Annotated in this window: 19 protein-coding genes, 1 tRNA gene and 1 pseudogene; 12 read left to right on the forward strand and 9 right to left on the reverse strand. The window is 71.9% G+C overall.

Annotated features, from left to right (window positions below; genetic code table 11):
- Positions 1-15: 15 nt before the first annotated feature.
- The 3 genes from FM119_RS03750 to FM119_RS03760 all read right to left on the reverse strand — a co-directional run bounded on the left by FM119_RS03750 (position 16) and on the right by FM119_RS03760 (position 3,749).
- A complete protein-coding gene (locus tag FM119_RS03750; protein WP_087136349.1) occupies positions 16-1,359 on the reverse strand; it encodes an LLM class flavin-dependent oxidoreductase in 1,344 nt (447 codons plus the stop codon).
- Positions 1,360-1,375: 16 nt separating this feature from the next.
- Entirely contained in the window at positions 1,376-2,605 is a 1,230-nt protein-coding gene (locus FM119_RS03755) for an acyl-CoA dehydrogenase family protein (RefSeq protein ID WP_087136350.1), read from the reverse strand.
- Between the two features lie 73 nt (positions 2,606-2,678).
- Positions 2,679-3,749 carry a GNAT family N-acetyltransferase gene (locus FM119_RS03760; protein WP_087136351.1) on the reverse strand — a complete coding sequence of 357 codons (1,071 nt, stop codon included), beginning with the start codon at positions 3,747-3,749 and terminating at the stop codon, positions 2,679-2,681.
- Positions 3,750-3,923: 174 nt separating this feature from the next.
- Between FM119_RS03760 and FM119_RS03765 the strand changes: the two genes are divergently transcribed.
- The 5 genes from FM119_RS03765 (at position 3,924) to FM119_RS13825 (ending at position 9,564) form a co-directional block, all read left to right on the forward strand.
- Positions 3,924-5,546, forward strand: a complete 1,623-nt coding sequence (locus FM119_RS03765) for an ATP-binding cassette domain-containing protein (RefSeq protein ID WP_087136352.1) — start codon at positions 3,924-3,926, stop codon at positions 5,544-5,546.
- Entirely contained in the window at positions 5,543-6,478 is a 936-nt protein-coding gene (locus tag FM119_RS03770) for an ABC transporter permease (RefSeq protein WP_087136353.1), read from the forward strand. Before FM119_RS03765 ends, FM119_RS03770 begins: the two co-directional genes overlap by 4 nt.
- Positions 6,475-7,458: an ABC transporter permease gene (locus tag FM119_RS03775; protein ID WP_087136354.1), complete on the forward strand. Its 984-nt coding sequence runs from the start codon at positions 6,475-6,477 to the stop codon at positions 7,456-7,458. Before FM119_RS03770 ends, FM119_RS03775 begins: the two co-directional genes overlap by 4 nt.
- Positions 7,459-7,509: 51 nt before the next feature.
- Entirely contained in the window at positions 7,510-9,279 is a 1,770-nt protein-coding gene (locus FM119_RS03780) for an ABC transporter substrate-binding protein (protein ID WP_087136355.1), read from the forward strand.
- Positions 9,280-9,423: 144 nt separating this feature from the next.
- The gene (locus FM119_RS13825) at positions 9,424-9,564 is read left to right on the forward strand and encodes a hypothetical protein (protein ID WP_179205186.1); all 141 of its coding nucleotides are present in this window, start codon (positions 9,424-9,426) and stop codon (positions 9,562-9,564) included.
- Positions 9,565-9,588: 24 nt separating this feature from the next.
- Here the strand turns inward: FM119_RS13825 and FM119_RS03785 are convergent.
- A pseudogene (locus tag FM119_RS03785) lies at positions 9,589-11,184 on the reverse strand (glycoside hydrolase family 13 protein); the annotation flags it as partial.
- 118 nt (positions 11,185-11,302) lie between these two features.
- On the opposite strand from FM119_RS03785, the gene FM119_RS03790 reads away from it, so the two are divergent.
- On the forward strand, positions 11,303-11,773 hold the full coding sequence (locus tag FM119_RS03790; RefSeq protein ID WP_087136357.1) for an SIP domain-containing protein: 471 nt from the start codon (positions 11,303-11,305) through the stop codon (positions 11,771-11,773).
- Positions 11,774-11,841: 68 nt separating this feature from the next.
- Positions 11,842-13,575, forward strand: a complete 1,734-nt coding sequence (locus FM119_RS03795) for an L-aspartate oxidase (RefSeq protein WP_087136473.1) — start codon at positions 11,842-11,844, stop codon at positions 13,573-13,575.
- 119 nt (positions 13,576-13,694) lie between these two features.
- Here the strand turns inward: FM119_RS03795 and FM119_RS13490 are convergent, their stop codons facing one another.
- Complete coding sequence (locus FM119_RS13490; protein ID WP_179205187.1) at positions 13,695-15,839, reverse strand: DUF7927 domain-containing protein; 2,145 nt, start codon at positions 15,837-15,839, stop codon at positions 13,695-13,697.
- Between the two features lie 321 nt (positions 15,840-16,160).
- Entirely contained in the window at positions 16,161-17,222 is a 1,062-nt protein-coding gene (locus tag FM119_RS03815; protein ID WP_087136358.1) for a 2,3-butanediol dehydrogenase, read from the reverse strand.
- 254 nt (positions 17,223-17,476) lie between these two features.
- Here FM119_RS03815 and FM119_RS14005 point away from each other — a divergent pair, with 254 nt between their 5' ends.
- The 3 genes from FM119_RS14005 to FM119_RS03830 all read left to right on the forward strand — a co-directional run bounded on the left by FM119_RS14005 (position 17,477) and on the right by FM119_RS03830 (position 21,494).
- On the forward strand, positions 17,477-19,696 hold the full coding sequence (locus FM119_RS14005; protein WP_087136359.1) for an ABC transporter substrate-binding protein/permease: 2,220 nt from the start codon (positions 17,477-17,479) through the stop codon (positions 19,694-19,696).
- Complete coding sequence (locus FM119_RS03825) at positions 19,693-20,478, forward strand: amino acid ABC transporter ATP-binding protein (RefSeq protein WP_087136360.1); 786 nt, start codon at positions 19,693-19,695, stop codon at positions 20,476-20,478. The genes FM119_RS14005 and FM119_RS03825 overlap by 4 nt, the downstream gene beginning before the upstream one ends.
- Before the next feature lie 146 nt (positions 20,479-20,624).
- On the forward strand, positions 20,625-21,494 hold the full coding sequence (locus FM119_RS03830; RefSeq protein WP_087136361.1) for an SDR family oxidoreductase: 870 nt from the start codon (positions 20,625-20,627) through the stop codon (positions 21,492-21,494).
- Between the two features lie 89 nt (positions 21,495-21,583).
- Here FM119_RS03830 and FM119_RS03835 read toward each other — a convergent pair whose 3' ends face one another.
- The 3 genes from FM119_RS03835 to FM119_RS03845 form a co-directional block, all read right to left on the reverse strand.
- On the reverse strand, positions 21,584-22,381 hold the full coding sequence (locus FM119_RS03835) for an energy-coupling factor transporter transmembrane component T family protein (RefSeq protein WP_087136475.1): 798 nt from the start codon (positions 22,379-22,381) through the stop codon (positions 21,584-21,586).
- Positions 22,378-24,174, reverse strand: coding sequence for an ABC transporter ATP-binding protein (locus FM119_RS03840; RefSeq protein ID WP_338065656.1), 1,797 nt, complete (start codon positions 24,172-24,174; stop codon positions 22,378-22,380). The genes FM119_RS03835 and FM119_RS03840 overlap by 4 nt, the downstream gene beginning before the upstream one ends.
- A 71-nt stretch (positions 24,175-24,245) precedes the next feature.
- Entirely contained in the window at positions 24,246-25,322 is a 1,077-nt protein-coding gene (locus tag FM119_RS03845) for an NAD(P)H-binding protein (RefSeq protein WP_087136362.1), read from the reverse strand.
- Between the two features lie 20 nt (positions 25,323-25,342).
- Between FM119_RS03845 and FM119_RS03850 the strand changes: the two genes are divergently transcribed.
- Both FM119_RS03850 and FM119_RS03855 read left to right on the forward strand, forming a co-directional pair.
- Entirely contained in the window at positions 25,343-26,002 is a 660-nt protein-coding gene (locus FM119_RS03850; RefSeq protein ID WP_087136363.1) for a CPBP family intramembrane glutamic endopeptidase, read from the forward strand.
- A 211-nt stretch (positions 26,003-26,213) separates the two neighbouring features.
- Positions 26,214-26,305, forward strand: a tRNA-Ser gene (locus tag FM119_RS03855).
- Positions 26,306-26,380: the final 75 nt, after the last annotated feature.

Below are 26,380 nucleotides of genomic sequence, written 5' to 3' on the forward strand. Positions count from 1 at the left end.
CCCCGACACGGAGCGTCATCGCGGCGTAAGACTTCGACTCGGAGCGGGCACAGAGGGCAGGCCGAGCGAGTCGCGCAGCGTCGTCCCCGGGTACTCGTGCCGGTACAGCCCGCGTTCCTGCAGGATCGGCACGACGTGGTCGACGAAGAGGGCGAGCTGGCCCGGCTGCGTGTACGGGAGCAGGTTGAAGCCGTCCGCCGCCCCCGAGGCGAACCAGTGCTCCAGGGAGTCGGCGATCCGCTCGGGGCTGCCGATCACCTGGTGGTGGCCGCGCTGGCCGGCGACGCGTCGCGCGAGCTTTCGGACGGTCATCCCCGGCGTCTCCGCGATGCGCTTGTACACCTCGAGGCGCGACTTGTGACCCTGGGCCGTCTCGGGGTCGGGCAGCGGCGGCACCGGCCCGTCCAGGGGGTACTCCCGCAGGTCGACGGTGATGACCTCGCGGAGGCCGCTGAGCACCTGGTCGAGGCGCACGGTGTCGAGCAGCCGCTCGTACTCGGCCTCTGCCTCGGCGTCCGTCGAGCCGATGACGAAGGAGAAACCGGGGGTGATGAGGACCTCGGACGGACGGCGCCCCGCCCTGGCGAGCTCGCGGTGCACGGTGTCGACGAAGGCCCGGCCGAGCTCGACCGTCGTCTGGGCGGTGAAGATGACCTCCGCGTGCTCCGCGGCGAAGCGGATCCCCCGGGGTGAGGAGCCCGCCTGCACGCGCACCGGCTCGTCCTGCGGCGACCGGGGCAGGTCGACCGGTCCCCGCACGCGGAAGTACTCGCCCTCGTGGTCGATGGCGCGCACGGACGCCGGCCGGGCCCACACCCCCTCCTCGGCGTCCCAGGCGACGGCGTCGCCGTCCCAGCTGCGCCACAGCTCCCTCACCACCCGGACGCTCTCCGTCGCCCGGTCGTAGCGCTCGTCGTGGCTGACGTGGTCGGTGAGGCCGTAGTTGCGCAGGGTGTCGGGCGAGTAGCTGGTGACGATGTTCCAGCCCGCCCTGCCACCGCTCAGGTGGTCGAGCGAGAGCAGCTGCCTGGCCAGGGTGAAGGGTTCGGTGTAGGTCGTCGAGGCGGTGACGACGACGCCGAGGGAGCGGGTCTGTGCGGCCACGGCGCCGGCCAAACCGATCGGCTCGAACCCGCCGACCGGGCCGTACTGCCAGTTGCCCTCCGGACCGGCGCTGCCGCGGTCGGCGATGAAGAACGCGTCGAACAGCCCGCGCTCGGCCAGGCGCGCCGACTCCAGTGTCGTCTCCAGGACGTGGGTGCTGTGCGGTGCCACCTCGGCGAGACGCCAGGAGGAGGGCAGGTGCCCGTGGGGCATGTGGAACAACGACAGGTGGATGTGGCGGTCGGGGGCGGTCATCGTGCTCTCCTGGTTCTCAGCCGCGCGGGGCGGGCGCCGGCGCTGGCTGCGTCGCGGTCGGGTCGGCGTCGTTGACGAGCCAGTCCCCGAGGACACGCTCCTTGTAGACGCGGGGGTTGTGGGACACGACGGTCCTGGCGTTGCGCCAGTGCCGGTCGAGGGCGAGGTCGTCGGTCACGGCGGAGGCGCCGAGCGCGTCGAAGACGAGGGTCGTCGCGGTCAGCGTCGCGTCGCTGATCACGAGCTGCGCGGCGGCGTTGTCCAGCGTCCCCTGCCGCAGGGCGCGGCGCTCCTCGTCGACCGCGCCGCGGCGGTGGGCGTCCGCGACGACGTCGATCGCCTCGGCCGACCGTCGCCCAGCCGACTCCCCCGCGAAGACGAGGGCCGAGACCCTGCCGATCACCTGGAGCAGCTGCGGGTCGTCCGCGGGCCGCTCGGTGACCGCCTGCCTGTGGGTCCGCGTCCTCGCCGTCAGCGCCGCGACGCCGTCGCGCCTGGTCGCCCGTGCGATGCCGATGAGCACGGACAGCAGGCTCTGCTGGTAGAAGAGGTTCTGGTAGCTGAAGCGTTCCTCGGCGCGGTAGACGTCGGCCGCGTCGACGGCGGCGTCCCTGTAGCGGACGCTCCCCGACCCGGTGGCGCGCTGGCCGAAGCCGTTCCAGTCGTCGACGACCTCGACGCCCTCCTGGGCGGCGCGCACGAGCGCGACGGCGAACCGGCCGTCCTCGTCGACGCTGAGCACGTCGAGCCAGTCGGCGTACAGGCTTCCGGTCGCGTACTGCTTCGAGCCTGTGAGCAGCCGTCCGCCGTCGTCGGCCGCGGTGAGGCGGGTCCGCATCGTCGCCGCGGTGCCGCCGGCCGCCTCCGTCCAGCCGCCTCCGATGACGTCGCCGCGTCTGAGGCGGTCGATCCAGCGGTGGTCGACGGGGGAGGCGCCCAGACGATCCTCGACGAAGGCGAGGTGGTTCCGCCAGATGTGGGCGACGTTCGGGTCAGCCTCGGCGAGGAGGGAGAGCAGGTGGAACACCTGGGCGAGGGAGGCGCCCGACCCGCCGAGCCGGACCGGGACGCGGAGAAGCCCGAACCCGGCGTCGACGAGCCAGCGGACCTGGTCGTACGGCAGAGTCCGCGTGCGCTCGCGGTCGAGGCTTTCCTCCCCGATGCGGTCGAAGACCGGCTGGTAGCGCCGCTGGAGCGTATCGCTGTCGGTCTCGGGGGAGGAGGGGAGCGCGTTGCGGTCAGGCACGACGGTCCTTTCTGGTGGGGGAGGAGCGGTGGGCGGCACGGTGCGGACACCGGGTCGTCCGGGGGCGGTCGTGTCAGCCGGTTTCGGTGTCGCTGCGGGTTTCGGTTTCGGTGCCGCTGTGGGCCGCCGCCGAGTGGTCCTCCGGCGAACGGTCCGCCGGCGAGGGCGCCCGCAGGTGCGCGGTCGCCGTCTCGACCTCGCGATAGCCCAGGCTGCGGTAGAGCGCCGCCGCCCGGTGCCGGTTCTCGAGGTCGGCGCCGAGCGAGGCGGTCGACAGGCCGGCCTGTGCGGCGCGCGCCCACAGCTCGGACAGCAGCAGCGGTCCGAGCCCGCGTCGCCGGTACTCGGGCGGGACACCGAGGAAGTCGGTGTGGACGGACTCGACGGCCCGCCCGGTGGCGGTGTCGACGTAGTGGGTGTTGAGCGCGTAGGCGGCGATGCGCGGACCCCCGGGCCCCTCCGCCACCGCGGCGAGGGTCAGCTCGGGGATGAACGCCGGGCCGTCCAGGTAGGTATGCCACTGCTCGTCCGTCTTCGTCATCGGCCCCCAGTGGTCGGCGAAGGAGGCGTTGTGGGTCAGGCGGAGCTCGTCGAGAAGTCCCTCCCGCCTCAGCTCGGTGCCGGTGAGGATCCGCAGCCCGTCCGGCGGGGCGGCGCCCGCGCGGTCGGGACCGGTCAGCGTGCGATGCATGCGGGAGAATCGGCGCACCACGTGGAACCCCTTCCGCCCAAGCGCGGCGCGGAGCGAGGTCTGCCGGTCCGTCGTGATCGTCTGGGCCGGGGCAGGTGTGACCGTGGCCGAGACGAGGGCGTCGGTGAGCACGGCCGGTGCGTCCCCGTCGACCAGGATGACGATGGCGGACGGGTCGGCGTCACCGGGGGGAGCCGCGGCCACGACGGCGGCCACGCCTCCGCCGACCCGGACGACGACGCGGCCGTGCCCCGTCGGGTCGACACCGTCGAGGAAGGCGTCCAGCTCACCGCTGCGGGCGCGGAACGCCCGACCGCCGAGGCTCGGCGTCGCGTCGACGAAGGCGAGGACCGCCGGCGCGTCCTCGTGTCGGTACGGATCGGCGGCCGCGGCGACGCCGCGACGCGTGAGCTCGTCCACGACGCGGGGGAGCAGGGGGGCGGCTTCGGGCATGTCCGAAATGATCCCCCATCCGCGTCGCGGCGGAGCCTCCGAGACCGGGCTCGTTACCGTTCGTGACGGTTCGAAACGCTGTGTTAAGCGGCGCCGCGTCGGGTGGTGCCTGGCGACCCTACGGTTGTGCTCACCCGACGACCACGCCCCCGGTCGTCCGACCCGAAGGCCGCCATGACCCTCTTCGAGCTGTCGCATCTGAGCGTGGAATTCCCCGCCGCGGACGGCACGACGGTGCCCGCCGTGAGTGACGTCAGCCTCGCCGTCGACGCCGGGCGCACCGTCGCCGTTGTCGGCGAGTCGGGATCGGGCAAGACCGTCAGCCTCCTGGCCGCCACCGGGCTGCTCGACGGGGCGGTCGTCGGCGGGTCGGCGCGCTTCGACGGCGTCGAGCTGAACGGGCTGGAGCCACGGCGCCGGCGCGCGCTGCTGGGGGCCCGGATCGGCTTCGTCTTCCAGGACCCCGCGAGCAATCTGCACCCGTTCAAGCGGGTGGGGGCGCAGATCGCCGAGGCGGTCAGGGTGCACCGGCGTGGCTCGCGCGCCGAGGTGGCCGCGAGGGTCGCCTCGCTGCTCGCCGACGTCGGTCTGGACGGCGAAGCGCGCATCGCGCGCGCCTACCCGGCCGAGCTGTCCGGGGGCCAGCGCCAGCGCATCATGATCGCCATCGCGATCGCCAACGACCCCGCGCTGATCATCGCCGACGAGCCGACGACCGCACTGGACGCGAGCGTGCAGGCGAGCGTGCTCCGCCTCTTCCGCCGGATCCAGGAGAGCCATGGCACGGCGATCGTCCTGGTCAGCCACGACCTGGGCGTCGCCGGGGCGCTCGCCGACGATATCGTCGTCGTCCGCGACGGCCGCGTGGTGGAGTCGGGGGAGGCGCGTGGTCTCGTGTCGGCTCCGGGCGATCCGTACACGCGGGAGCTCGTCCTGGCCGCCCAGCTGCACGCGCTCCCCGCGGGCGGCGTGGCGCCGTCGCATCGGCGCAGGGGCGACGACGGTGCGCCCGTGCTCCGCGTGTCCGGCCTGGCGAAGTCGTATCGCGCCGGTCGCCGTCGCCGCCCCGTGGTCGACGGGATCGGCTTCGACGTCGCCGCGGGGAGCATCACCGCCCTCGTCGGCGAGTCGGGTGCGGGCAAGTCGACGGTCGGGCGCATCGCTGCCGGTCTCCAGTACGCCGACGCGGGCGTCGTCGAGATCGCGGGCGTCCGCCTGCCCACCGCGGTGGCCGACGGCGTCCCTCCGCTCAGCCCGCAGCTGCGCGCCGAGGTGCAGCTGGTGTTCCAGGACCCGTACACGAGCCTCAACCCGAGGAAGACCGTCGCCGAGACGATCGCCACGGCCCGTGCCGTCCGCCCCGAGTGGGGCCACGCCACGGTGCGGTCGCGCGTCCGCGAGGTCGCCGCGCAGGCGCGGCTCGACCCTGGCCTTCTCGATCGTCGCCCGCATGAGCTGTCCGGTGGCCAGCGCCAGCGCACCGCGATCGCGCGGGCGCTGTTCCCCCGTCCGCGGCTGCTGGTCGCCGACGAGGCGCTCTCGGCGCTGGACGTGACGACCCAGCGGCAGGTGATCCTTCTCCTCGAGGAGCTCCGCGACACGCAGGATCTCGCCATCCTGCTGATCACCCACGACCTGGGTGTCGTCGCGACGGTCGCTGACGCCGTCGTCGTCCTCGGGCCGGAGGGGCAGGAAGAGGCGGGCGAGGTCGACCGCGTCTTCGGCTCGCCGCGGTCGGCGTACACGCGGCTGCTGCTCGACGCCGTCCCCCGCCTCGACGGGAGGGTGGCGGGATGAGCGAGGCGACGGCCACCCGTCGAGCCGCGCGCAGGGCGGGCGATCTCGCCGCGCTGCTCCGGTCCGACCGCTCGCTGACGGTCGGGCTTGCCCTCGTCGTCGGGGTGCTGCTCATGGCCGCCTCGGCCCCGCTGCTGTCCGCGATCCTCGGCCACGGACCGAACGACCAGTTCCCCGACGAGACGCTCGACTCCGCCGGGCTGCCGGTCAGCTTCGCACCCGGCTTCCTGCTCGGCGCGGACAGCTCCGGGCGCGACGTGCTGCTGCGGACCCTGTACGGATCGCACATCTCGCTCGCCGTCGGCATCCCCGCCACGGTGCTGTCCGCGGTCATCGGAACGACCATCGGCCTGGTGGCCGGCTACGCGGGAGGACGCACGGACGCGGTCCTGTCGGAGCTGACCACCATCGCTCTGGCGTTCCCCTTCCTCCTCACGGCGCTGAGCGTGGTCACGCTGAACCGCGGGGCGGCGGGGACGACCGTCGTCGACCCGGTCCTCGTGGTGGTCGGCATCATCGTGCTCTTCTCGTGGACCTCCTTCGCGCGGGTCGTGCGCGGCATGGTCATCGAGCTCAAGGGCAGGCCGTTCGTCGTCGCCGCACGCGGCGCGGGGCGGGGTCACGCGGCGGTGCTGTGGTCGGAGATCCTGCCGAACCTCGCGCCGACGGTCGTCGTGCTCGCCGCCGTGCAGCTCCCGGTGAACATCGTCGCGGAGGCGACGCTCTCCTTCCTCGGCGTCGGCACACGCCCACCGACCGCGAGCTGGGGGAACATGATCGCCAACGCGCAGGAGACGGCCCTGTACCAGGTGCAGCCGTTCATGCTGCTCGCCCCGGCCGCCGCGCTCTTCGTCACCGTGTTCGGCTTCAACCTGCTGGCCACCCGGCTGAGGGAGCACCTGGACCCGCGCGTCAGGGGAGGACGGTCGTGACCCGCCTCGTCCTCGGCCGGCTGCTGCGGGTGGTCATCACCCTCACCGCCGTCGTGCTGATCACCTTCCTGCTCACGACGGTCGCCTACAACGACCCCGCGCGTCTCATCGCGCCGGACAACGCGACGGAAGAGACGCTCGCCTCGATCAGGGCCACCTTCGGCCTCGACCAGCCCTGGTGGGTGCAGCTGTGGCGCTACGCGGTCGTCGGCCCGCCGATCCAGGGGGTCGCGACCGGCCTGCTCAACGTACCGCCCAGCCTGGGCTACTCCTACGTCTCGCAGCGCCCCGTCACGGACCTCATCCTGGAGAAGCTCCCTGCCACGGCGTCTCTGGCCCTCGGCGCGTTCGTGCTGTGGATGCTCGTCGCAGTGGTGCTCGGCGTGCTCGCGGCACGCAGGCCCGGCGGCCCGCTGGACCGGATCACGTCCGTCATCGCCTACACGACGCTCTCGGTTCCCGTGTTCGTCGTGGCCGTCCTGCTGATCTTCGTGCTGTACTTCCAGCTCTCGCTCGCCGGCATCCACCTGTTCCCCAGCGGGGGGTACGTCCCGTTCTCCGAGTCGCCCGGCGAGTGGGCGCGGCACCTGATCCTGCCGTGGACCGCCCTCGTCCTCGTCCAGTTCGGGCCGTTCCAGCGGATCGTCCGCAGCTCGGTCCTCGAGGTGACGGGCAAGGACTACATCCGCACCGCGACGGCGAAGGGCCTCGGCCCCGGCCGGGTCTACTTCGACCACGCCCTGTCCGGCGCGGCCAACCCGATCCTCACGCTCGGCGGGATCGAGCTCGCCTCGCTCATGGGCGGTGCGATCGTGACCGAGCAGATCTTCGGCATCGACGGCATCGGCCGGCTCGCCGTCCGCGCGGCGAGCACAGGGGACGCGCCGGTGGTCATCGGCGTCACGCTCGTCGGCGCCGTGTTCTTCGTCCTGATCACGACGCTCGTCGACCTCGTCACTCACGCGAGGGGCGGCAGGTAGCCGCGCCTCGTCCCCACGCAGAGAAACCCCCACCACAGAGAAGAAGGAACCATGACCCATCGCAGAAGACTCGTCGCGGCGAGCTCCGTCACCCTGGCCGCCCTCCTCCTGGCCGGGTGCTCGGGGGGCGCCTCCGAGCAGGACGGTGCCGACGGTGACCCGTCCGGCGGCACCCTGCGCGTCGCCTCCGTCGGCGACGTCGACGCGCTCGACCCGCTCATCGCCTACTCGACGGAGGCGTGGCAGGTCATCCGCGCGACGACGCGGCAGCTCGTCACCTACGCCGGCAGCACCGAGGGGATCGGCGAGGACACCGAGATCGTCCCCGACCTGGCCGAGAGCTGGGACGTGTCCGACGACGGCCTGGACTACACCTTCCACCTACGCGAGGGCGTCCACTTCTCCGGCGCCACGGACCGCGAGATCGTCGCCGCCGACTTCGTCTACGCGATCAAGCGGTTCCCCGACCCGAACGCGAACGTCAGTGCGATCACCTACTACAACTCGCTGTTCGAGGGCTTCACCGACTACGCCGACCAGTTCGCCGAGGTCCCGATCGGCGACCTCGACGCGGTCGATGAGTTCATCGACACGCACGACATCAGCGGCGTGACCGCCGTCGACGACCACACCCTGCGGATCAGCCTCACCCGGCCCTCCGCCGAGCTCCTCGACGTGCTGACCCTGAACTTCGTGTCGCCGCTGCCGCAGGAGGTGGTCTCGAAGTACTTCGCCGACAGTCTCGAGTTCCGCCAGGACTACGCCTCGAGCGGGCCGTACTACATCGACAGCTACACACCCGACCAGAAGCTCGTGCTCACCCGCGTCGAGGGCTACGACACGGAGGCCGTCGGCGACCCGCGCGGAGCCCACGTCGACGCGATCGAGATCGACACCACCTCGGACTCGGCCGACGCGGTGGCGCAGAAGATCCAGACGGGCGAGGCGGACACGGGCCTCTACGTGCGCACCTACCCCGCGGCCGTGCTCCAGGACTTCGAGCGCACCAAGCCGGAGCAGCTGCACACCTCGGCGAGCGGGTCGGCGATCTTCCTCAGCTGGAACAACTCCGGGGAGGCGACGACGAGCGGCCAAGAGTTCCTCTCCTCGCTCGAGGGCAGGCAGGCGTTCAACTACACGCTCGACCGTGCCGGCCTCCAGCAGGGGATCGGCGGGGAGAAGGCTGCGATCGTCAGCACCGAGATCCTCACCTCGACGATCCTCGGGTACAACGGCGAGAACCCCTATCCGACCGACGGCGACGCCGGTGACGTGGCGCGGGCGACGGAGCTGCTCGACGCCAGCGGGGCGGAGGACGTCTCCCTCGCCCTGGCCTATCGCACGAACGCCGAGTACGAGAAGATCGCGACGGCGATCCAGGCCTCGGCGGCGGAGGCGGGCATCACCGTCTCGCTCGTTCCGGTCGAGGACAGTTTCGGCGCGATCAACGCATTCCTCTCCGACCCCGTCAAGGACGATCAGTGGGATCTCGCACTGACGACGTGGTCGCCCGACTGGCAGGGCAACAGCGCGTCGATGACCCTGGGGGGCTGGCTCGACTCCGACGTCGCGCCGGGAGGGACCTGGAACGGCGTCACCTACGACAACCCCGAGCTCAATGCGCTCGCGGCGGAGGCGCTCGCGGCCGAGGACCCGGCCGAGGCGTGGTCGGAGGCGAACAGGCTCGCATCCGAGGACCTGGCCTGGTTCCCCCTTCTGGAGCGGATCAAGAGCGTTCCCAGCTCCGACGCCGTGACGAACTGGGTGTGGACCTCGCTCGGGAACGGACCGGATCTGTCCAGCCTCGCCGTCAGGGGCTGACCCGCTGCCCGCACGGGGCGGGGGCGAGCGCCGGATGCGGTCGGGCGGCGTCAGGCGACGCGGACCGGCCGCCCGGGCGCGACGTGGGTTCCGCTCCTCTCCGAGCAGCCCTCGCCCGCGGCTTGCGGCGTATACCCTGGGGGCATGAAGGTTGAGGTCACCATCGCGCCGGTCGAGATCCGGGTGATCGAGGTCGAGGGCGCCGACTACGAGTCGGCGAAGGCCGCCGCGGAGGCGCAGATCCCCGAGGGCTGGCGGGTCCTGCAGTACCTCCCCGAGCGCTGAGCCCTCCGGTGCCCCTGGCCGCCGTCAGACACGGAGCCAGACGGTGCTGTCGCCCGGAAGCACGCCCGGCTCGACCGGTGCCGACGCGAGCAGCAGCTCGGCCCCGGCGAACGGCTCGGGCAGGGATACCGTCCCCTCGCCCGTGTTGGCGATGACCGTGACGTCGCCGTTCCGGAACGCGATGATGCCCTCCGCGCCGCCTTCCAGCCAGACCAGGTCGCCGGTGCCGAGCCGGTGGCCGGCACGGAGGCGGAGGGCGTGCTTGTACAGCTCGAGCGTCGACCCGTCGACGCCGTCCTGGCGGTCGCGGGCCAGCTCGGGCCAGTCCGCCGGCTGCGGCAGCCAGGACGCCCCGGTGTCGTTGAACCCCGCGGCGGGCGAGTCCGCCTCCCAGGGCAGGGGGACGCGGCAGCCGTCGCGCCCGTATCGCTCGCCTCCCGTGCGGAACCAGGTCGGGTCCTGGCGTGCGTCGTCGGGCAGCTCGATGACCTCGGGCAGTCCGAGCTCCTCACCCTGGTACAGGTAGGCGCCGCCGGGGAGGGCGAGCATCAGCGCGGTCGCCGCCCTGGCGCGACGCAGACCCAGCTCGCGGACGGGCTGCCCGGGGCTGAGCGGTCCGATGCCGTGGCCCTGCGGGTTCTCCGCCGTCAACGCCAGGCGTGACGCGTGACGAACGACGTCGTGGTTCGACAGCACCCAGGTGCTGGGCGCGCCGACCGCTCCGAACGCGGCGAGCGACTCGTCGACGACCCGGCGGAGCGCGGCGGCGTCCCACGGGGTCTCCAGGTACTCGAAGTTGAACGCCTGCTGCATCTCGTCGGGGCGGACCCAGCGGGCGAGCCTGGGCAGCGGGGTGACCCAGGCCTCGGCGCAGAGGACGCGGTCGCCGTCGTACTCGGTGAGGATGCCGTGCCAGTCCCGGTAGATCTCGTGCACGCCGTCCTGGGCCCAGAACGGTGCGGTGGCCTCGTCGCCGCCCATGCTCCCGCCGCCGGGGGCCGGGTGGTGGTCGGGCAGGCCCTCGGCCTTGACCATGCCGTGGGCCACGTCGACGCGGAAGCCGTCGACCCCGCGGTCGAGCCAGAACCGCAGGATTCCGCGGAACTGCTCGCGCACCCAGGGGTTTCGCCAGTCGAGGTCGGGCTGGCTGGAGTCGAACAGGTGCAGGTACCACTGGCCGGGCGCGCCGTCGGGGTCGGTGGTGCGGGTCCAGGCGGGGCCCCCGAAGACGGACTCCCAGTTGTTGGGCGCCTCGTCGCCGTTCGGGCCGCGGCCGTCGCGGAAGATGTAGCGCGCGCGCTCGGGCGAGCCCGCCCCCGCGGCCAGCGCCTCGCGGAACCAGCGGTGCCGGTCGGAGGTGTGGTTGGGGACGAGGTCGATGATGACGCGGATGTGGTGGCGGTGGGCCGAGGTGACGAGGTCGTCGAGGTCGTCGAGCGTGCCGAACAGCGGGTCGACGTCCGTGTAGTCGGCGACGTCGTAGCCGGCGTCCTTCTGCGGGGAGGGCATGAACGGCGACAGCCAGATCGCGTCGACGCCGAGGTCCGCGAGCGCGGGGATCCTCGCCGTCATGCCGGGGAGGTCGCCGATGCCGTCGCCGTTCGCGTCGTCGACGCCTCGTGAGCCTCGGTGGTCATGGCTCTCACTGTAGGTGATCGGTGCCGCCCCCGCGCGGTGCGGCCGGCATCGGGCGGGATCACCCCTCGACAGCATTGTTAGCCAAGCCTAAGCTAAATTCATGACCTCTTTCGTGTCTCGCGACCCGGCCAGAAGAGACCGCCGCGACGAGGGCGGTGTCGGGGGTGTTCCCGCCGTCGAGCGGCTCGGCATCGGGACCGGTGCGCCCGGGACCCACCGTGCGTCCCTGATCGTCGGCAGCTCGCACGACGTGCCCGCGATCGCGTCCGTGATCCGCGGCCTCCCCGACACCGCGCACGGCCGTGTGTTCGTCGAGGCCGTGAGCCCCGTCCAGATCAGAACGCTCCCGGCGCACCCCGGACTCACCGTCACCTGGCTGCTCCGCGGTGTCGACGGCGGACGGCCGGCACTGCGGAAGGGGCAGCGGCTGCTGTTCGCGATGAACGCGTGGCTCGCCGAGTGGCTGATCGAGGGGGAGCCAGCCCCGTTCGTCTGGGCGGGGGCCGGCGACTGCCCGCTCATCGACCCGTTCCTCGCCGAGCTGACCCGCCGCCTCGACCAGATGCGCTGACAAGGCCCCCTCGGGGCGGGCGGTCCGCCCCGATCATGCACGACAACGACACGACGAAGGAGTCATCCATGTCACACCCGGCAGAGCGCCGACTGTCCACCAGCGTCCTCATCATCGGCTCGGGGGGTTCGGGGCTGCGCGCCGCCATCGAGCTCGCCGACCGCGGGGTCGACGTCACCGTCCTGGGCAAGCGGCCGCGCGGCGATGCGCACACCTCGCTCGCGGCCGGGGGGATCAACGCCGCGCTCGGCACCATGGACCCCCAGGACAGCTGGCAGCAGCACGCCGCGGACACCCTCAGGGAGAGCTACCTGCTCGCCGACCCGCGGACGGTCGAGATCGTCACCAGGGGCGCGGCCCAGGGGATCGCCGACCTGGAGCAGCTGGGCATGCCCTTCGCGCGCGAGTCCGACGGCCGCATCAGCCAGCGCTTCTTCGGCGCCCACAGCTACCGCCGCACGGCGTTCAGCGGCGACTACACCGGCCTCAGCATCCAGCGCACGCTGGTCGACGCGGCGGAACAGCGGGGAGTGCGCATCCTCGACGACGTCTACGTGACCCGGCTGCTGACCTCCGACGGCGCGGTGTTCGGGGCCTACGGTTTCGTCCAGCAGGACGGCACCCGTGTCCTCATCCACGCCGACGCCGTCATCCTCGCCGCCGGCGGCCACAACCGCATCTGGCGGCGCACCTCGTCGAGGCGCAACGAGAACACCGGTGACGCGTTCCGGCTCGCCGTCCTCGCTGGCGGCCGGATCCGCGACGCCGAGCTGGTGCAGTTCCACCCCTCGGGAATCATCGAGCCGGAGACGGACGCCGGCACCCTCGTCTCCGAGGCCGCCAGAGGGGAGGGCGGCGTGCTGCGCAACGCCAGGGGCGAGCGGTTCATGGAGCGCTACGACCCCGTCCGTATGGAGCTCTCCACCCGCGACAGGGTCGCGCTCGCCGCCTACACCGAGATCGCGGAGGGCAGGGGGACCGAGCGCGGCGGGGTCTGGCTGGACGTGTCGCATCTGCCCCGCGAGGTCATCATGGAGCGCCTGCCGCGCGTGTACCAGACCCTGCTCGAGCTCCAGATGCGCGACATCACGCGCGAGCCGATCGAGATCGCCCCGACCGCGCACTACTCGATGGGCGGTGTGTGGGTCCGGCCGGAGGACCACGGCACGGGTGTCGACGGGCTCTATGCGATCGGTGAGGCCGCGTCGGGGCTGCATGGCGCGAACCGGCTCGGCGGCAACTCGCTCATCGAGCTGCTCGTGTACGGGCGGATCGTTGCCGCGAGCGCGGCGGAGTACTCGGCCGCGTTGACCGCGCAGCCCCGCTCGCGGGCGGCCGAGGACGAGGCGAGGGCCGAGGTCGACGGCCTGCTCGCGGCCGACGGGCCGGTGAACGTCCGGGTCCTGCAGCGTGCCCTGCGCGAGCTCATGACCAGGTACGCCGGCGTGGTCCGCAGTGAGGAGGGGCTGCTGGCCGGGCTGGCCGAGCTAGACCGCATCGAAGGGCAGCTCGACGACATCGGGGTCCACCCCGACATCGCCGCCTACCAGGACCTCGCTCACGCCTTCGACCTGCTGTCGTCGATCCTCGCGGCGAGGGCGACGCTGCAGTCGGCGCTGGAGCGTCGCGAGACCAGGGGCTGCCACAACCGCAGCGACTATCCGGAGCAGGACCCGGCGCTCCGGGTCAACCTGGTCTGGAGCGCCGACGGCGGTGTCGTGCGGGAGGAGATCCCCCCGATCCCCGAGGAGATCGCCGCGCTGATGTCCGAGGTGTCGGTCGACGGCAAGCTCGTGGAGTGAGGCGGCGTCCGCCCGCCCGGGCTCACCGATTCCCCGGACGCGGGCGGACGTGCGGACAGCGATGAGGGGCGCAGCCGACCGGCTGCGCCCCTCATCGTCCCGTGGCGTCGGGGCGCGAGTCAGGCCCGGCTGCGGCGGCGCCTGACGAGTCCGATGAGCACGGCCGCGGCGATGAGCAGTCCGCCGATGACACCCGCGGCGACAGGGGTCGCGCCCGTCGAGGCGAGCCCGTCGTGATCGTTCCCTCCGTGACCGGGCGCGGGGGTCGCGTCCGCTCCGCTATCGGAGAAGGCGCCGGGATCGCTGTCCGCGTTGGCGTTGGCGTTGGCGTTGCTGTCGCTGTTCGCGTTGCTGTCGCTGTCCGTACTCGAGCTCGCGTCGCTGTTGGCGTCGCTCTCGCTGCTGGCGTCGCTCTCGCTGCTGGTGTTGGCGTCGCTCTCGCTGCTGGTGTTGGCGTCGCTGTCGGCGCTGGTGTTGGCGTCGCTGTCGCTGCTGGTGTTGCTGTCGCTGCTCGCGTTGCTGTCGGCGCTGGTGTTGGCGTCGCTGTCGGCGCTGGCGCTCGCGTCGCTGTCGCTGCTGGTGTTGCTGTCGGCGCTGGCGTTGCTGTCGGCGCTGGTGTTGGCGTTGCTGTCGGCGCTGGTGTTGGCGTCGCTGTCGCTGTCGCTGTTCGCGTTGCTGTCGCTGTTCGCGTCGGCCGAGGGGTCCGGTGTCGGCCCGGGAGTGACCGTCGTGTCACAGCGGGCGTCCGGGTCGGCGGCCAGCTCGGCGGGAACACACACCGTGTTGTCGAGCGACGCGTCGCCCTGGCCGGTGTACCGCACGGTGTAGTTCACCGTGACACTGTCACCGGCTGCGAGCGCACCCGACCAGCTCAGCGTCGTGCCGTCCAGGACGGCGGGAGCGGTCTCGCCACCCGAGCCGAGCACGGTGCGGATGCTGCCGTCGACGATGCTGGCGTCGTCGAGGACGTCGGACAGATCGTCGCTCAGCCGTGCGGGCCGCTCCGCGGTGAAGTCGGTCTCACCGGTGTTGGTGGCGGTGACGGTGTACACGACCTCGTCGCCGATCGCGGAGACCTCTGCCGTGTCGACCTTCTTCTCCACCGTCAACGCCGGATCGCTCGGGATGCGTTCGTTCACGACGGTGCACGCGACGACGTCCTCGACGCCGACCGGCACGGTGAAGCCGAGTGCCCCGCTCGAGGTGATCGCGACGGCTGAGCCGTTCACCTCGCAGCGTGCGTTCTGGCCGTCCTGCGTCTGCAGTCGCCAGCCGTCCTGCTGCCGCTCGGTGAGGGTGACATCGCGCTGCCCGGCGACGAGGTCCGTCACGGGGACGTTCGCCGACCCCTGCGCCCCGGTGACGACGCTCGGGGTCGCCGACTCGCTTGTGTCGAACGTCCAGCCGGCGCCCGCCGTCGGTGCGCTGCCGTCGCGGTTGTCGAGCAGCTTCGTGACGGACACCGTGCCCTTGCAGTTCGCCGTCGCGAGCTCGCGGAGAGTCGAACCGAGGCCGGCGAAGTCGGTGCTGTAGTAGTCGGAGCCCGCGACGGGGCCGGACACCTGCGCGATGTTCTCCGTGTTGGACTCGCTCAGGTTGTCGGTGATGGATACGCCGATCACCCGCGTGCCCTGCGCCTTCACGGCGTTGGCCGAGCGGACCGCCGCGTCGATCGTGGCCTGGTCAGTGCTGTTGCCCCGGCCGTCCGGGCGGGTGCCGTAGAACGTCGGCGCGCCGTCGGTGAGGAGGAGCACGGCGTCGTAGCTCTCGCCCGACGTCGCGACGGTGGTGAACGCGCGGTCCCAGTTGGTGCCGCCGTCCCTGCCGGACGGCTTGCGGAATCCGGTGATCGCGTCGGTGAGCTGGCTCACGCCGGCGGGGGTGGACACCGCCGTGCTCGGCACCGTCGCGTTCGCCGCGACGTCCGCGCCGCCGACGCGAGCGGGGGAGAGGGAGGCGAAGGTGCTGAGCGCCACGGTCGACGGCGTGCCCGCGAGGGCGTTGACGACGTCGACGCCGGCGGCCTTCATCTGCTCGAACTGCGTGGCGGTCACCGAGTTGGACAGGTCGAAGCTGAGGGCGATGTTGAGCCCGCAGCTGTCCGACATGGCCGGGTTCGGCGTGACGGGGACGGTGGACGGCACGGCGAGCGCCGGGGCGGCGACCGCCCCTGTGGCGATGACGGCGAACGCGGCGCCGAGTGCGAGCGCCCGGCGAGCGCCGCGGGGGCGCCGGACGGTGCGGCGGTGTGCGGTGTGGGTCACGGGTGTTCCTTCGTGCGGGTGGTGGCCCCGCGCGAGGGCATGACAAAGACCGCGCTGGGCGCGGTTCGTGTGCGGGAGTCCGGTGCGGTGTCCGGACGGCGTCCGGGTGGTCCGGTCGCGGGCGCGGGGGCGATGCGAAGCGGCGCATCGGCGGTACATGAGACTTTATCATCAATGAGGATTCATCACGTCCCGCGGATGGTCCCCGTTCGGGGGACACGAGAGCCCCGCCCCCGGATCGGGGACGGGGCTCTCGTCAGGCTCCCGCTCGGCGGGTGCCGCGCCTCGCGCGTTCGCTCCGTGGCCCTGCCGGGCCGGGCGTCAGCGGGGCTCGACGACGATCTTCACCGCGGTCTCGTTGCGGTGGATGAGGGTGTCGAAGCCCTCGTCGATGAGGTGGTCGAGCGAGATGTGGCCGGTGATGAACGGCTCGAGGTTGATCTTGCCCTCCTCGACGAGCGCGATCGTGGCCTCGTGGTCGTTGACGTAGCCGATCGTGCCGCGCAGGTCGACCTCTTTCAGCACCAGCTTCTGCATGTCGATCTGGGCGGGCTTGCCCCAGATCGAGACGTTGACGATCACACCGGTCGGCTTGATCGCGTCGAAGAGGGTGTTGAGCACCGCGTTGACGCTGCTGCACTCGAACGCCACGTCAGCGCCGCGGCCGTCGGTGAGCTCGAGCACGCGGGCGGCGACGTCGACCTCGCTGGGGTCGAGCACGTGGTCGACGACCCCGGCGCTGGCGGCCTTGTCCTTGCGGGCGGCGCTCAGCTCGCTGATGATCACGGTCAGGCCGAAGGCCTTGAGGACGGCGGAGACGAGCAGCCCGATTGGACCGGCACCGCCGACGAGGGCGACCTGGCCCGCCTTGGCGTCACCGCGGATGACGGCGTGGTGGGCGACGGACAGCGGCTCGATGAGCGCCGCCTGGTCGAGGGGGATGTTGTCGGAGATCTTGTGCACCCAGCGCCGCTGGACGACGACCTTCTCCGACAGTCCGCCGCCCCGCCCGCCGAGGCCGATGAAGTTCATGTCCTTGGACAGGTGGTACGCCGGGTCGGTGGTGATGTCGATGTCGTCGCTGATGATGTACGGCTCGACGACGACGTGCTGGCCGACCTCGATGTCGTCGACGCCCTCACCGAGCGCGCTCACGACGCCGGAGAACTCGTGGCCCATCGTGATGGGGGCGGACTCGCCGGAGATGGGGTGCGGGTGCCCGGCCGGCGGAACGAAGATCGGTCCGTCCAGGTACTCGTGCAGGTCGCTGCCGCAGATGCCGCACCAGGCGACGTCGATCGCCACGGTGCCGGGCAGCAGCTCGGGCTCGGGGATGTCCTCGATGCGGATGTCGCCGCGGTCGTAGAAACGTGCTGCTTTCATGGGGTGCCTCCTCGTGGGGGTGTGTGCGACGAGGCGACGACCCCGTCAGTCCGAGCCTATTCCGCTCGGCCGAGGAGCACGACGGGTCGGGGAGCCCGGGTGAGTCTTCCCCCGCGGCGGAAGGAAACGGAAAGATGACGAATCCCGTCCGAGTATGACGTGAGGTTGCTGTACTCCTAGTCTTGACCCTCAGGGGGCCACCCCCGACGCGACCGCTCCACGGGGCGCGTACCGTACTCGAAGGAGAACCCCGCATGAACAACGGCACCACCCGCGCCAGACGCGGCCGCCGGCGCGGCCTCGCCGCTCTCGGATCGGCGATCGCCCTGGCCCTGCTCGGGGGCGGCGCCGCCGCCGTACCCGCCCTCGCCGCGGAGCCGGCATCCGACGTGGCGGGGCAGACCTTCGTCATCGGCACGGACACGACGTTCGCACCGTTCGAGATGACCGACACCTCCGGTGAGCTGGTCGGCATCGACATGGACCTCATCCGCGCGGTCGCCGACGATCAGGGCTTCACCGTCGACATCAAGCCGCAGGGCTTCGACGCCGCCGTCCAGGCGCTCCAGGTGGACCAGGTCGACGCGGTGATCGCGGGCATGTCGATCACCGACGAGCGCAAGAAGACCTTCGACTTCTCCTCCGCCTACTTCCAGTCCGGCGTGCAGATGGCCGTCTCCGAGGACAGCGACGTACAGAGCCTCGAGGACCTCCAGGGTCAGAAGGTCGCGGTGAAGACCGGGACCGAGGGGGCCAGCTACGCACAGAGCATCGCCAACGAGTACGGCTTCGAGCTGCTCACGCTGACCGAGACGACCGACACCTATGAGGCGGTCAAGTCCGGGCAGGCCGAGGCGCTCGTCGACGACTACCCCGTGCTCGGCTACTCGATCCAGCAGGGCAACGAGCTGCGCACGATCGGTGACCGCCAGGAGGGTGCGCCCTACGGGATCGCCGTCAACAAGGGCCAGAACGCCGAGCTGCTGTCGGCGATCAACACGGGGCTCGGCAACATCGCCGAGAACGGCACCTACGACGAGATCCTCGAGCGCTACCTGGGCGACAATGCGCCGAAGGCGAGCGACATCGTCGCACCGAGCACCTTCGCCACCGACGCGCCGCAGACGGGCGAGCACTTCGTCATCGGGACCGACTCCACGTACGCCCCGTTCGAGTTCACGGGCGAGGACGGCGAGGTCGTCGGCATCGACATGGACCTGCTGCGGGGCATCGCAGCCAACCAGGGCTTCACGGTCGAGATCAAGCGGCTCGGCTTCGACGCCGCGGTCCAGGCACTGCAGGCCGGGCAGGTCGACGCGGTGATCGCGGGCATGACCATCACCGACGAGCGCGAGAAGGTCTTCGACTTCACCGAGCCGTACTTCGACACCGGCGTGCAGCTGGGCGTGCTCGAGGACAGCGACATCGCCTCCTACGACGACCTCGAGGGGCAGACCGTCGCCGTCAAGACCGGGACCCAGGGCCAGACCTTCGCCGAGAGCGTCAAGGACGAGTACGGCTTCGACGTGCTGGTCTCGACGGACACCACCGACATGGTCGACGCCGTCAAGGCCGGCCAGGCGGTCGGCTACTTCGAGGACTACCCCGTGCTCGCCTACGGCATCGCACAGGGTTCCGGCTTCAAGCTCGTCGGCGACAAGGAGGTCGGCGGCCAGTACGGCGCCGCCGTCAACAAGGGCGAGAACGCCGAGTTCATCGAGCTGTTCAACGCGGGCCTGGCCAACGCGAAGGCCTCCGGGTTCTACGACGAGGTCGTGAACACCTACCTCGGCACCGGCGAGGACGAGGCGGCCGAGGCGTCGCCGAACATCTTCACGGTGATCAGCACGTACTGGCCGCAGCTGCTGGACGGTCTCAAGTGGACGGTGCTCGCCACGCTCGTCGCGGTGGTCGCGGCGTTCATCCTCGGCATCGCCTTCGGCTTCGCCCGGATCTCCCGCCTGGCTCCGCTGCGCTGGATCGCGACCGCGTACGTGTACGTGTTCCGCGGGACGCCGATCCTCATCCAGGCGTTCTTCATCTACTTCGCCCTCCCGGCGATGACCGGTATCAAGTTCGACAGCTTCACCGCCGGTGCGCTGACGCTGAGCCTCAACGCCGGCGCCTACATGACGGAGATCGTGCGAAGCGGTATCCAGGCCGTCGACCCGGGTCAGGCCGAGGCGTCCCGCTCGCTCGGCCTGGGCTACTGGACGACGATGCGCAAGGTCGTGCTGCCGCAGGCGTTCAAGATCATGATCCCGTCCTTCGTCAACCAGGGCATCATCACGCTGAAGGACACCTCGCTGCTCAGCGTGATCAGCCTGGCCGAGCTGACGTTCGTGTCGAAGCAGATCATCGCCTCGACGTACCTGTCGGCGCAGGTGCTCACGGTCGTCGCGATCATCTACTTCACCCTGATCACGCTGCTGACGCTGCTGGCCAACCGTCTTGAGAGGAAGTTCAACGCATGAGCGACACCACGAGCACCGGTCCCTGGACCGGACGCCTGAACACCCTGAACGGTCAGCCGAAGGTCCAGGTGTCCGAGCTGCACAAGTCGTTCGGCGACAACCACGTGCTGCGCGGCATCGACCTGACGATCAACGAGGGCGAGGTCGTCGCCGTGATCGGGCCGTCCGGCTCGGGGAAGTCGACGCTGCTGCGCTGCCTCAACAAGCTCGAGGAGGTCACGAGCGGCACGGTCAGCGTCGACGGCGAGGACCTGACCGACAAGAAGGTCGACCTGGACCGGGTCCGCCAGCGGATCGGAATGGTGTTCCAGCACTTCAACCTGTTCCCGCACATGACCGTGCTGGAGAACATCACGCTCGCCCCGATCCAGCTCGGCAAGCTCAAGCCGGCCGAGGCGAAGGCCCGCGCCATCGAGCTCCTCGAGCGGGTCGGGCTGGCGGAGAAGGCTGAGGCCAAGCCGGCGTCGCTGTCCGGCGGCCAGAAGCAGCGTGTGGCGATCGCCAGGGCGCTGGCGATGGACCCGGAGATCATGCTGTTCGACGAGGCGACCAGCGCGCTCGACCCGGAGATGGTCGGCGAGGTGCTGCAGGTGATCCGCGGCCTGGCCACCTCCGGCATGACCATGGTCCTGGTCACCCACGAGATGGGCTTCGCGCGTGAGGTCAGCGACCGGGTCGTGTTCATGGCCGACGGCGTCATCGTCGAGCAGGGCGCGCCGACCGAGCTCTTCGGCAACCCGACCCAGGAGAGGACGAGGGACTTCCTCTCCAAGGTCCTCTAGCGGGGTCGTCGACGGTGGGCGGGAGGCGCGGCAGGCGCGGCTCCCGCCCACCGCTGTTCGCTGAGCGCGGCATCGGCCCGTCGGTGTTGCCCTCGACCCCGCACGGGGTTTGACTGGGCGCACGCATGAGAGCAGGGGAGGAACGCATGACTGCACAGACCATCCTGATCACGGGGGCGGGGAGCGGCTTCGGCCGCGAGCTGGCACTCCAGCTGGCGGAGAGCGGCCGGCGGGTGATCGCCGGGGTCGAGATCGTCGCCCAGGTCGCCGAGCTGGAGGAACACGCCTCCCGCCGCGGAGTGCACCTGACGATCGAGAAGCTGGACGTCACGGACCCGGCCGACAGGGAGCGCGTCCGGGGCTGGGACATCGACGTCCTGGTGAACAACGCGGGGATCTCTGAGGGTGGCTCCGTGGCCGACATCCCCGAGGAGGCGCTGCGTCGGCAGTTCGAGGTGAACGTCATCGGGCCGGCGGCGCTCACGCGTGACGTTGCCAGGAGGATGGCGCGGCGCCGGTCGGGGTCGATCGTGTTCATGTCCTCGGTCGCCGGTCTCAGCACCGACCCGTTCGCGGGCGCGTACTCGGCCTCCAAGCACGCGGTCGAGGCGCTCGCCTCCGCGCTGAGGGCGGAGCTGGCCGAGTTCGGCGTCCGCGTCGCCACGGTCAACCCCGGCCCGTACCTGACGGGTTTCAACGACCGGATGTTCGAGAGCTGGCGGCGGTGGCGTGACGAGCCGTCCGATCGGCTCTTCGACTACGAGCGCATCGCGTTCCCGCACGCGCAGTACGACCCGGCGATCGCCGTGCGCGACGCCCTCCCCGTCATCACGGGCGAGTCGGCGGCGTACCGGACGGTGACACCGGCCGAGTTCGCCGCGGGTGTGAAGGAGCAGCAGGAGGGCGAGTGGGGGCGCCGCACCGACGGGCCCGCACAGCGTGACGAGCTGGTGCAGACGGCGTACAACATGGAGCCGGGCACGCCGGTCGCACCCGGAGGGGCCAACGCGGGCTGAGAGAGGCCGCCGGCCCCGCCGGTTTCTCTGGTCCGTCGGCCCCGTCGGCCCCGTCGGCCCCGCCGGCCCCGTGTGCCCGCCGCGCTGGCTCAGAACGGAATCGCGCCGCCGACGGCGAACAGGACGATCGTCGTCGCCAGCACGACGATGACGAACACGGTGTCGCGCCTCCGGTAGGGGACGATGGTGCGCTCGGTCCGGGTGTCCGACGCCCCGAAACCGCGGGAGTCCATGGCGAGCGCGACCCGTTCGGCGTGGCGGATCGCCCCCGCCAGCAGGGGGATGACGGCGCTGAGCCCGCGGCGAAGCCAGGCGATCGGGCCCCGGCCCTCCGCCATCCCCCTGACCCGGTGGGCGGAGCGGATCAGCTCCAGCTCCACGGCGAAGCGGGGGACGAAGCGGAACGCGGCGAGCGCGGTGTAGCCGACCCGGTAGGGCAGGCGGAGGTGCTGGATGGCCGCGTGCACGAGGGTCGCGGCGGTGGTGCTCGTCCCGAGGATGAGGGCAAGGGAGACCAGCGCCCCCACGCGCAGTCCCGTGGCCAGGCCGATGAGCGCGGCCGCCTGGGTGTAGCGCCAGTCGCCGATGTGCACGATGGCCGGACTGGCGGTCAGTGCTGCGGGATCAGCCCACAGCGAGAAGCTGAAGCCGAGGACGAGCACGGCGACGGGGATGCCGATGACGATCGCCGCGGCCACGCGCGGCGCGGGTCGGGCACCGATGAGGATGAGGGCGATCGCGGCGACCGCGACCAGCGCCGGTGTCGCCAGATCGCGGACGACGACCATGCCGACCATCGCCGGCAGGGGCGCGGCGAGGGTGACGAGGGGGTTGAGGCCGTGCAGGAAGCCCCTCGGCGCCTGCTCCCCACGGTCGGCGGCGCTCACGGCAGCTGGCCCAGCCGGCTGAGGCTGCGCCACTGCTCGTGGTGTCGCAGCGGGGAGAAGGCGCGCGCCAGCGGCGGGCGGCGCAGCCCTGCCTCGTCGAGCACGGTGCTGGCCAGGATCTCGTCGGTCCGTCCCTGGGCCACGACGCGACCCTCCTGGAGGACGGCGACGTGGCTGGCGTGGTCGGCGACGAGCTGCAGGTCGTGGCTGACGAGCACGATGGTGGTGCCCTCCGCGTTGAGCTCGTCGAGGATGGCCATGAGCTCCGCCGCTCGCGCCCTGTCCTGGCCGAAGCTCGGCTCGTCGAGGGCGAGGATCGGCGGAGAGCTGATGAGCGCCGTCCCGACCGAGAGCCGCCGCTTCTGGCCGCCGGAGAGCAGGAAGGGGTGGCGGTCCCTCAGCGCCGTCAGGTCGAATCGCTCGAGCATCGCGTCGACCCGGCGGGCGACCTCCTCCTCTGCGACGCCGCGGAGCAGCGGCCCGTGGGCGAGCTCGTCGGCGACGGTGGCCCGGATGAACTGGTGCTCGGGGTTCTGGAAGACGAAGCCGATGTCGCGGGCGAGGCGGCGCGGGTCCAGACGCGCGACGTCGTCGCCGCCGATCTGCACGGTGCCGGGGGGAGGCGGGGCCACCCCCGCCATGGCGCGGAGCAGGGTGCTCTTGCCCGCGCCGTTGGTGCCGACGATCGCGAGCACGTCACCGCGGTGAACGTCGAGGGAGACGTCGTGCAGCAGCGTCCGCTCCCGCCGGCGCACGCGCCGTCGGACGGTGAGCCCCGTCACACGCAGGAGCGGTCTGTCGTCCGGGCCCGGTCTGTCGTCCGGGCCCGGTCGGTCGGCGGCGCTCGGTGGTGTCGACGGGGGCGCGGGCCGGGGGAGCTCGGGCAGCTCGTCGAGGCGGTCCAGCGCGGCCGTCAGCTCGCCGACGGTGAGGGGGAGCGGGTCGATGGCGGCCCCCGCGGCGCGCAGCCGGAGCGCGGCGAGCGTGCTCACCGGCAGCCAGACGCCCTCGGTGAGCAGCTCCTCGGCGCGGCCGGCGAGGACGTCGCGGACCGGGCCGTCGTGCAGGACGCTGCCGTTCGTGCCAAGAACAATGACACGGGTGACGAGGTCGACGACCTCGTCCAGGTTGTGCTCGACCAGCACCACGGCGTGCCGGCCGTCGGCGACGACCTCGCGCAGTGCGCGGTACACCTCGGTGATGCCGACGGGGTCGAGGTTCGCGGTCGGCTCGTCGAGCACCATGAGCGGCGCGTCCAGCGCGAGCGCACAGGCGATGGCGAGGCGCTGCCGCCCGCCGCCGGACAGCCGGTCGGGGTTCTCCTCCCTGCGGTCCCAGAGCCCGACCGCCCGCAGCGCGGACTCGGCGCGGGAGAGCACCGTCTCGACGGGCAGGCCGAGGTTCTCGGGGCCGAAGCAGACCTCGTCCAGCACGGTGGCGGTGACGATCTGCGCGTCGGGGTCCTGGAACACCATGGACACGCTGCGGCTGAGCTGCGGGACGGAGCGGGTGGCGGTGTCGATGCCGGATACGAGCACGCGGCCGTCGAGGCGGGCGGGGAGCGCCTGCGGGATGAGCCCGTTCAGGGCGAGCGCGAGCGTCGACTTTCCCGAACCGGATGCACCGAGCAACAGGACGACCTCGCCGCGTCGCACCGTCGCCGACACGGACGAGGGGGTCGCCCGCGTCGCGCCGTCGTGCGTGATGCTGACCGCGTCGAGGTCGAGCAGCACGTCCGCGCGCGCGTGGTCTGCCGCCGTGGGCGGCGCGTGGTCGGGATGTGGGGGCTGCACCTGGTGGTTTCCGGCTGCGGGGATGGAGGGGAAGGCTCCCCTCACCTTAGGGCACCGCGGCGGGAGGCGGCTCAGCGGGCCGTGCCCCTCAGGCGGGCGAGCCAGCCGGTTCCCGTGCGGCGGGGACGCCCGCCCCTGACGACGACGTCGCCTCCCACCCACTCCGGGTCGGTCAGCCGTAGCGCGTAGTCGTCGTCCGGCACCGACTGGGGGCTCTCGCTGGCCAGGGACCGCCGGATCGCCTCCGCGACGGGAGTGCGGGGGACGGCCGACAGCGACGACAGCGTGCCCCAGGCCGAGTCGTCGGTGACGAGGTCCTCCGCCATGCTCGGCACGAGGGCCCTGACTGTCGGGCCCGGCATGCGCGAGACCCACGTCGCCGGGAGGCTGATGACCGGGAACGGGACCGAGGGCACCCGCGGCATCGCCCTGCGCAGCCCCATGACGTCGACGAAGCGCGCGACGAGCTCGGCGTAGCTGAGGGTGTCGGGACCGACGGCGTTCACGTGGCCGCTGCGGTCCGGCTCGTGGGCGGCCGCGACGAGCACGGCCAGGGCGTCGGCGATGGCGATCGGCTGCAGCCGCGCATCCATGAAGCGGGGGAGGGGGATGACGGGCAGCCCCTCCACCAGCCGCCGCACGAGCTCGAACGACGTCGAGCCCCCGCCGAGCAGGATCCCGGCACGCACCGCCACGACGACGGGGACCCCGCTGTCGCCGAGGGCACGCTCCACCGCCAGGCGTGAGCGCAGATGCGCGGACAGCGTCGGATCGGACTCGTCGGGCTCGCCGTCGTCGTCGGACACGCGTCCCGGCGCGATCCCGCCGAGGTACACGATGCGGCCGACCCCGGCGTCCGCGGCGGCACGGGCGAAGGACTCGGCCTGCTCGCGCTCGGCGTCGACGAAGCCGTCGCCGTCCATTGCGTGCAGCAGGTAGTAGGCGACGTCGACGTCGCGGAGCGCCGCGGCGAGCTGCTCGGGAACGCCGACGTCCATGCGGACGAGCTCGACGCGCTCGAGCCAGTGCGCCTCGGCGACCTTCGCGGGGGAGCGGACGGCGGCCCTGACCTCATAGTCTTGGCGGAGCAGGTGAGGGATCAGACGGGATCCGACGTAGCCGGACGCACCGGTGACGAGAATTCTCATGACACTCCGAGGGGGCAGGGATGACGCGACGGGCAGGGGAACCGGCGGCCGCGGGAGCCTCGAGGCACCTCGCCGCCGTCGCCCTCACGTTAGCGGGCACGGCTCTGCTGTGGCTGACCTTCGGCTCGACGCACAGCTCCGCGGTGTTCGTCGCGCTCGCCCTGGCACTGGCCGCGTTCTGGTTCCTCGCCTCGGCGTTCCTGACGCGCGGCAGACCGCCGGCCTCCCTGCACGGTTCCCGCCCCTCGGCGCCGGTCGCGTTCGGCCGGGCCGCGCTCGTCGCGGTCGGCACGGCCGGCCTGTTCGTCGTCGGGGTGCTCGTGCTCCTGCTGCTGCCCTGGACGGCCGAGGAGGTCGGCGAGGCCGTCGCGGCGGCGGAGAGCACGCCGCTCGTGGTCACGGTCGCCGTCGCGCTCGTGACGGGACTCGGTGAGGAGGCGTTCTTCCGCGGTGCGCTGCCGCGGCTCGGCACCTGGCCGCGGGCGGACCTCTGGGCCACGGTGGCGTACACGCTGAGCACCCTCGCGACCGGCAATCTGGCGCTCATCCTTGCGGCCCCCGTGCTCGGTGTCGCGTGCGTGCTCGCCCGCAGGGTCACCGGTCGGCTGTGGGCGGCGATGCTCGTGCACGCGGTGTGGAGCCTGGTCATGGTCGGCGGTGTCCCGCTGCTGCTGGTGTGAGCAGGCCGCGTCCGACCCGCCCTGTCGACGGCCGCGGACCGCGTCCGACCCGCCCTGCCGGCGGCCGTGCCCCCGTCGGGACCGCCGCTCCGGGCGGTCGCTCTGCGGTGGCCGACGGGCGAAACGCGCGGCCAGCGCGCAGTGCGAATCCGATTCGTGCCGACCACGCCCGTCCGTTATGCTGTGAGAGGTACGCCCGCGAGGGTGTCCGGGAGACGTCGCATAGTCAGGCCTAGTGCACCACCCTGCTAAGGTGGAGTCCCTTCACGGGGACCAGGGGTTCAAATCCCCTCGTCTCCGCCAGCACCACCCCTCGACCGTCGGCCCGACGTCGGGGGGTGTTCTGCATCCGGCGGCCCGCCGCCGGTGAACATCGAA

The sequence above is a fragment of the Mycetocola reblochoni REB411 genome (genome assembly GCF_900163835.1).
In the GTDB taxonomy this organism is placed as follows: Bacteria; Actinomycetota; Actinomycetes; order Actinomycetales; family Microbacteriaceae; genus Mycetocola_B; species Mycetocola_B reblochoni.

Bases quoted from the DNA above. Each gene is read 5' to 3' on its own strand.
- FM119_RS03780 (WP_087136355.1), top strand. From the start codon at position 7,510: ATGACCCATCGCAGAAGACTCGTCGCGGCGAGCTCCGTCACCCTGGCC.
- FM119_RS13825 (WP_179205186.1), top strand. From the start codon at position 9,424: ATGAAGGTTGAGGTCACCATCGCGCCGGTCGAGATCCGGGTGATCGAG.
- FM119_RS03760 (WP_087136351.1), bottom strand. From the start codon at position 3,749: ATGCCCGAAGCCGCCCCCCTGCTCCCCCGCGTCGTGGACGAGCTCACG.
- FM119_RS03830 (WP_087136361.1), top strand. From the start codon at position 20,625: ATGACTGCACAGACCATCCTGATCACGGGGGCGGGGAGCGGCTTCGGC.
- FM119_RS03850 (WP_087136363.1), top strand. From the start codon at position 25,343: ATGACGCGACGGGCAGGGGAACCGGCGGCCGCGGGAGCCTCGAGGCAC.
- FM119_RS03750 (WP_087136349.1), bottom strand. From the start codon at position 1,359: ATGACCGCCCCCGACCGCCACATCCACCTGTCGTTGTTCCACATGCCC.
- FM119_RS14005 (WP_087136359.1), top strand. From the start codon at position 17,477: ATGAACAACGGCACCACCCGCGCCAGACGCGGCCGCCGGCGCGGCCTC.
- FM119_RS03795 (WP_087136473.1), top strand. From the start codon at position 11,842: ATGTCACACCCGGCAGAGCGCCGACTGTCCACCAGCGTCCTCATCATC.
- FM119_RS03765 (WP_087136352.1), top strand. From the start codon at position 3,924: ATGACCCTCTTCGAGCTGTCGCATCTGAGCGTGGAATTCCCCGCCGCG.
- FM119_RS03845 (WP_087136362.1), bottom strand. From the start codon at position 25,322: ATGAGAATTCTCGTCACCGGTGCGTCCGGCTACGTCGGATCCCGTCTG.
- FM119_RS03815 (WP_087136358.1), bottom strand. From the start codon at position 17,222: ATGAAAGCAGCACGTTTCTACGACCGCGGCGACATCCGCATCGAGGAC.
- FM119_RS03825 (WP_087136360.1), top strand. From the start codon at position 19,693: ATGAGCGACACCACGAGCACCGGTCCCTGGACCGGACGCCTGAACACC.
- FM119_RS03790 (WP_087136357.1), top strand. From the start codon at position 11,303: ATGACCTCTTTCGTGTCTCGCGACCCGGCCAGAAGAGACCGCCGCGAC.
- FM119_RS03770 (WP_087136353.1), top strand. From the start codon at position 5,543: ATGAGCGAGGCGACGGCCACCCGTCGAGCCGCGCGCAGGGCGGGCGAT.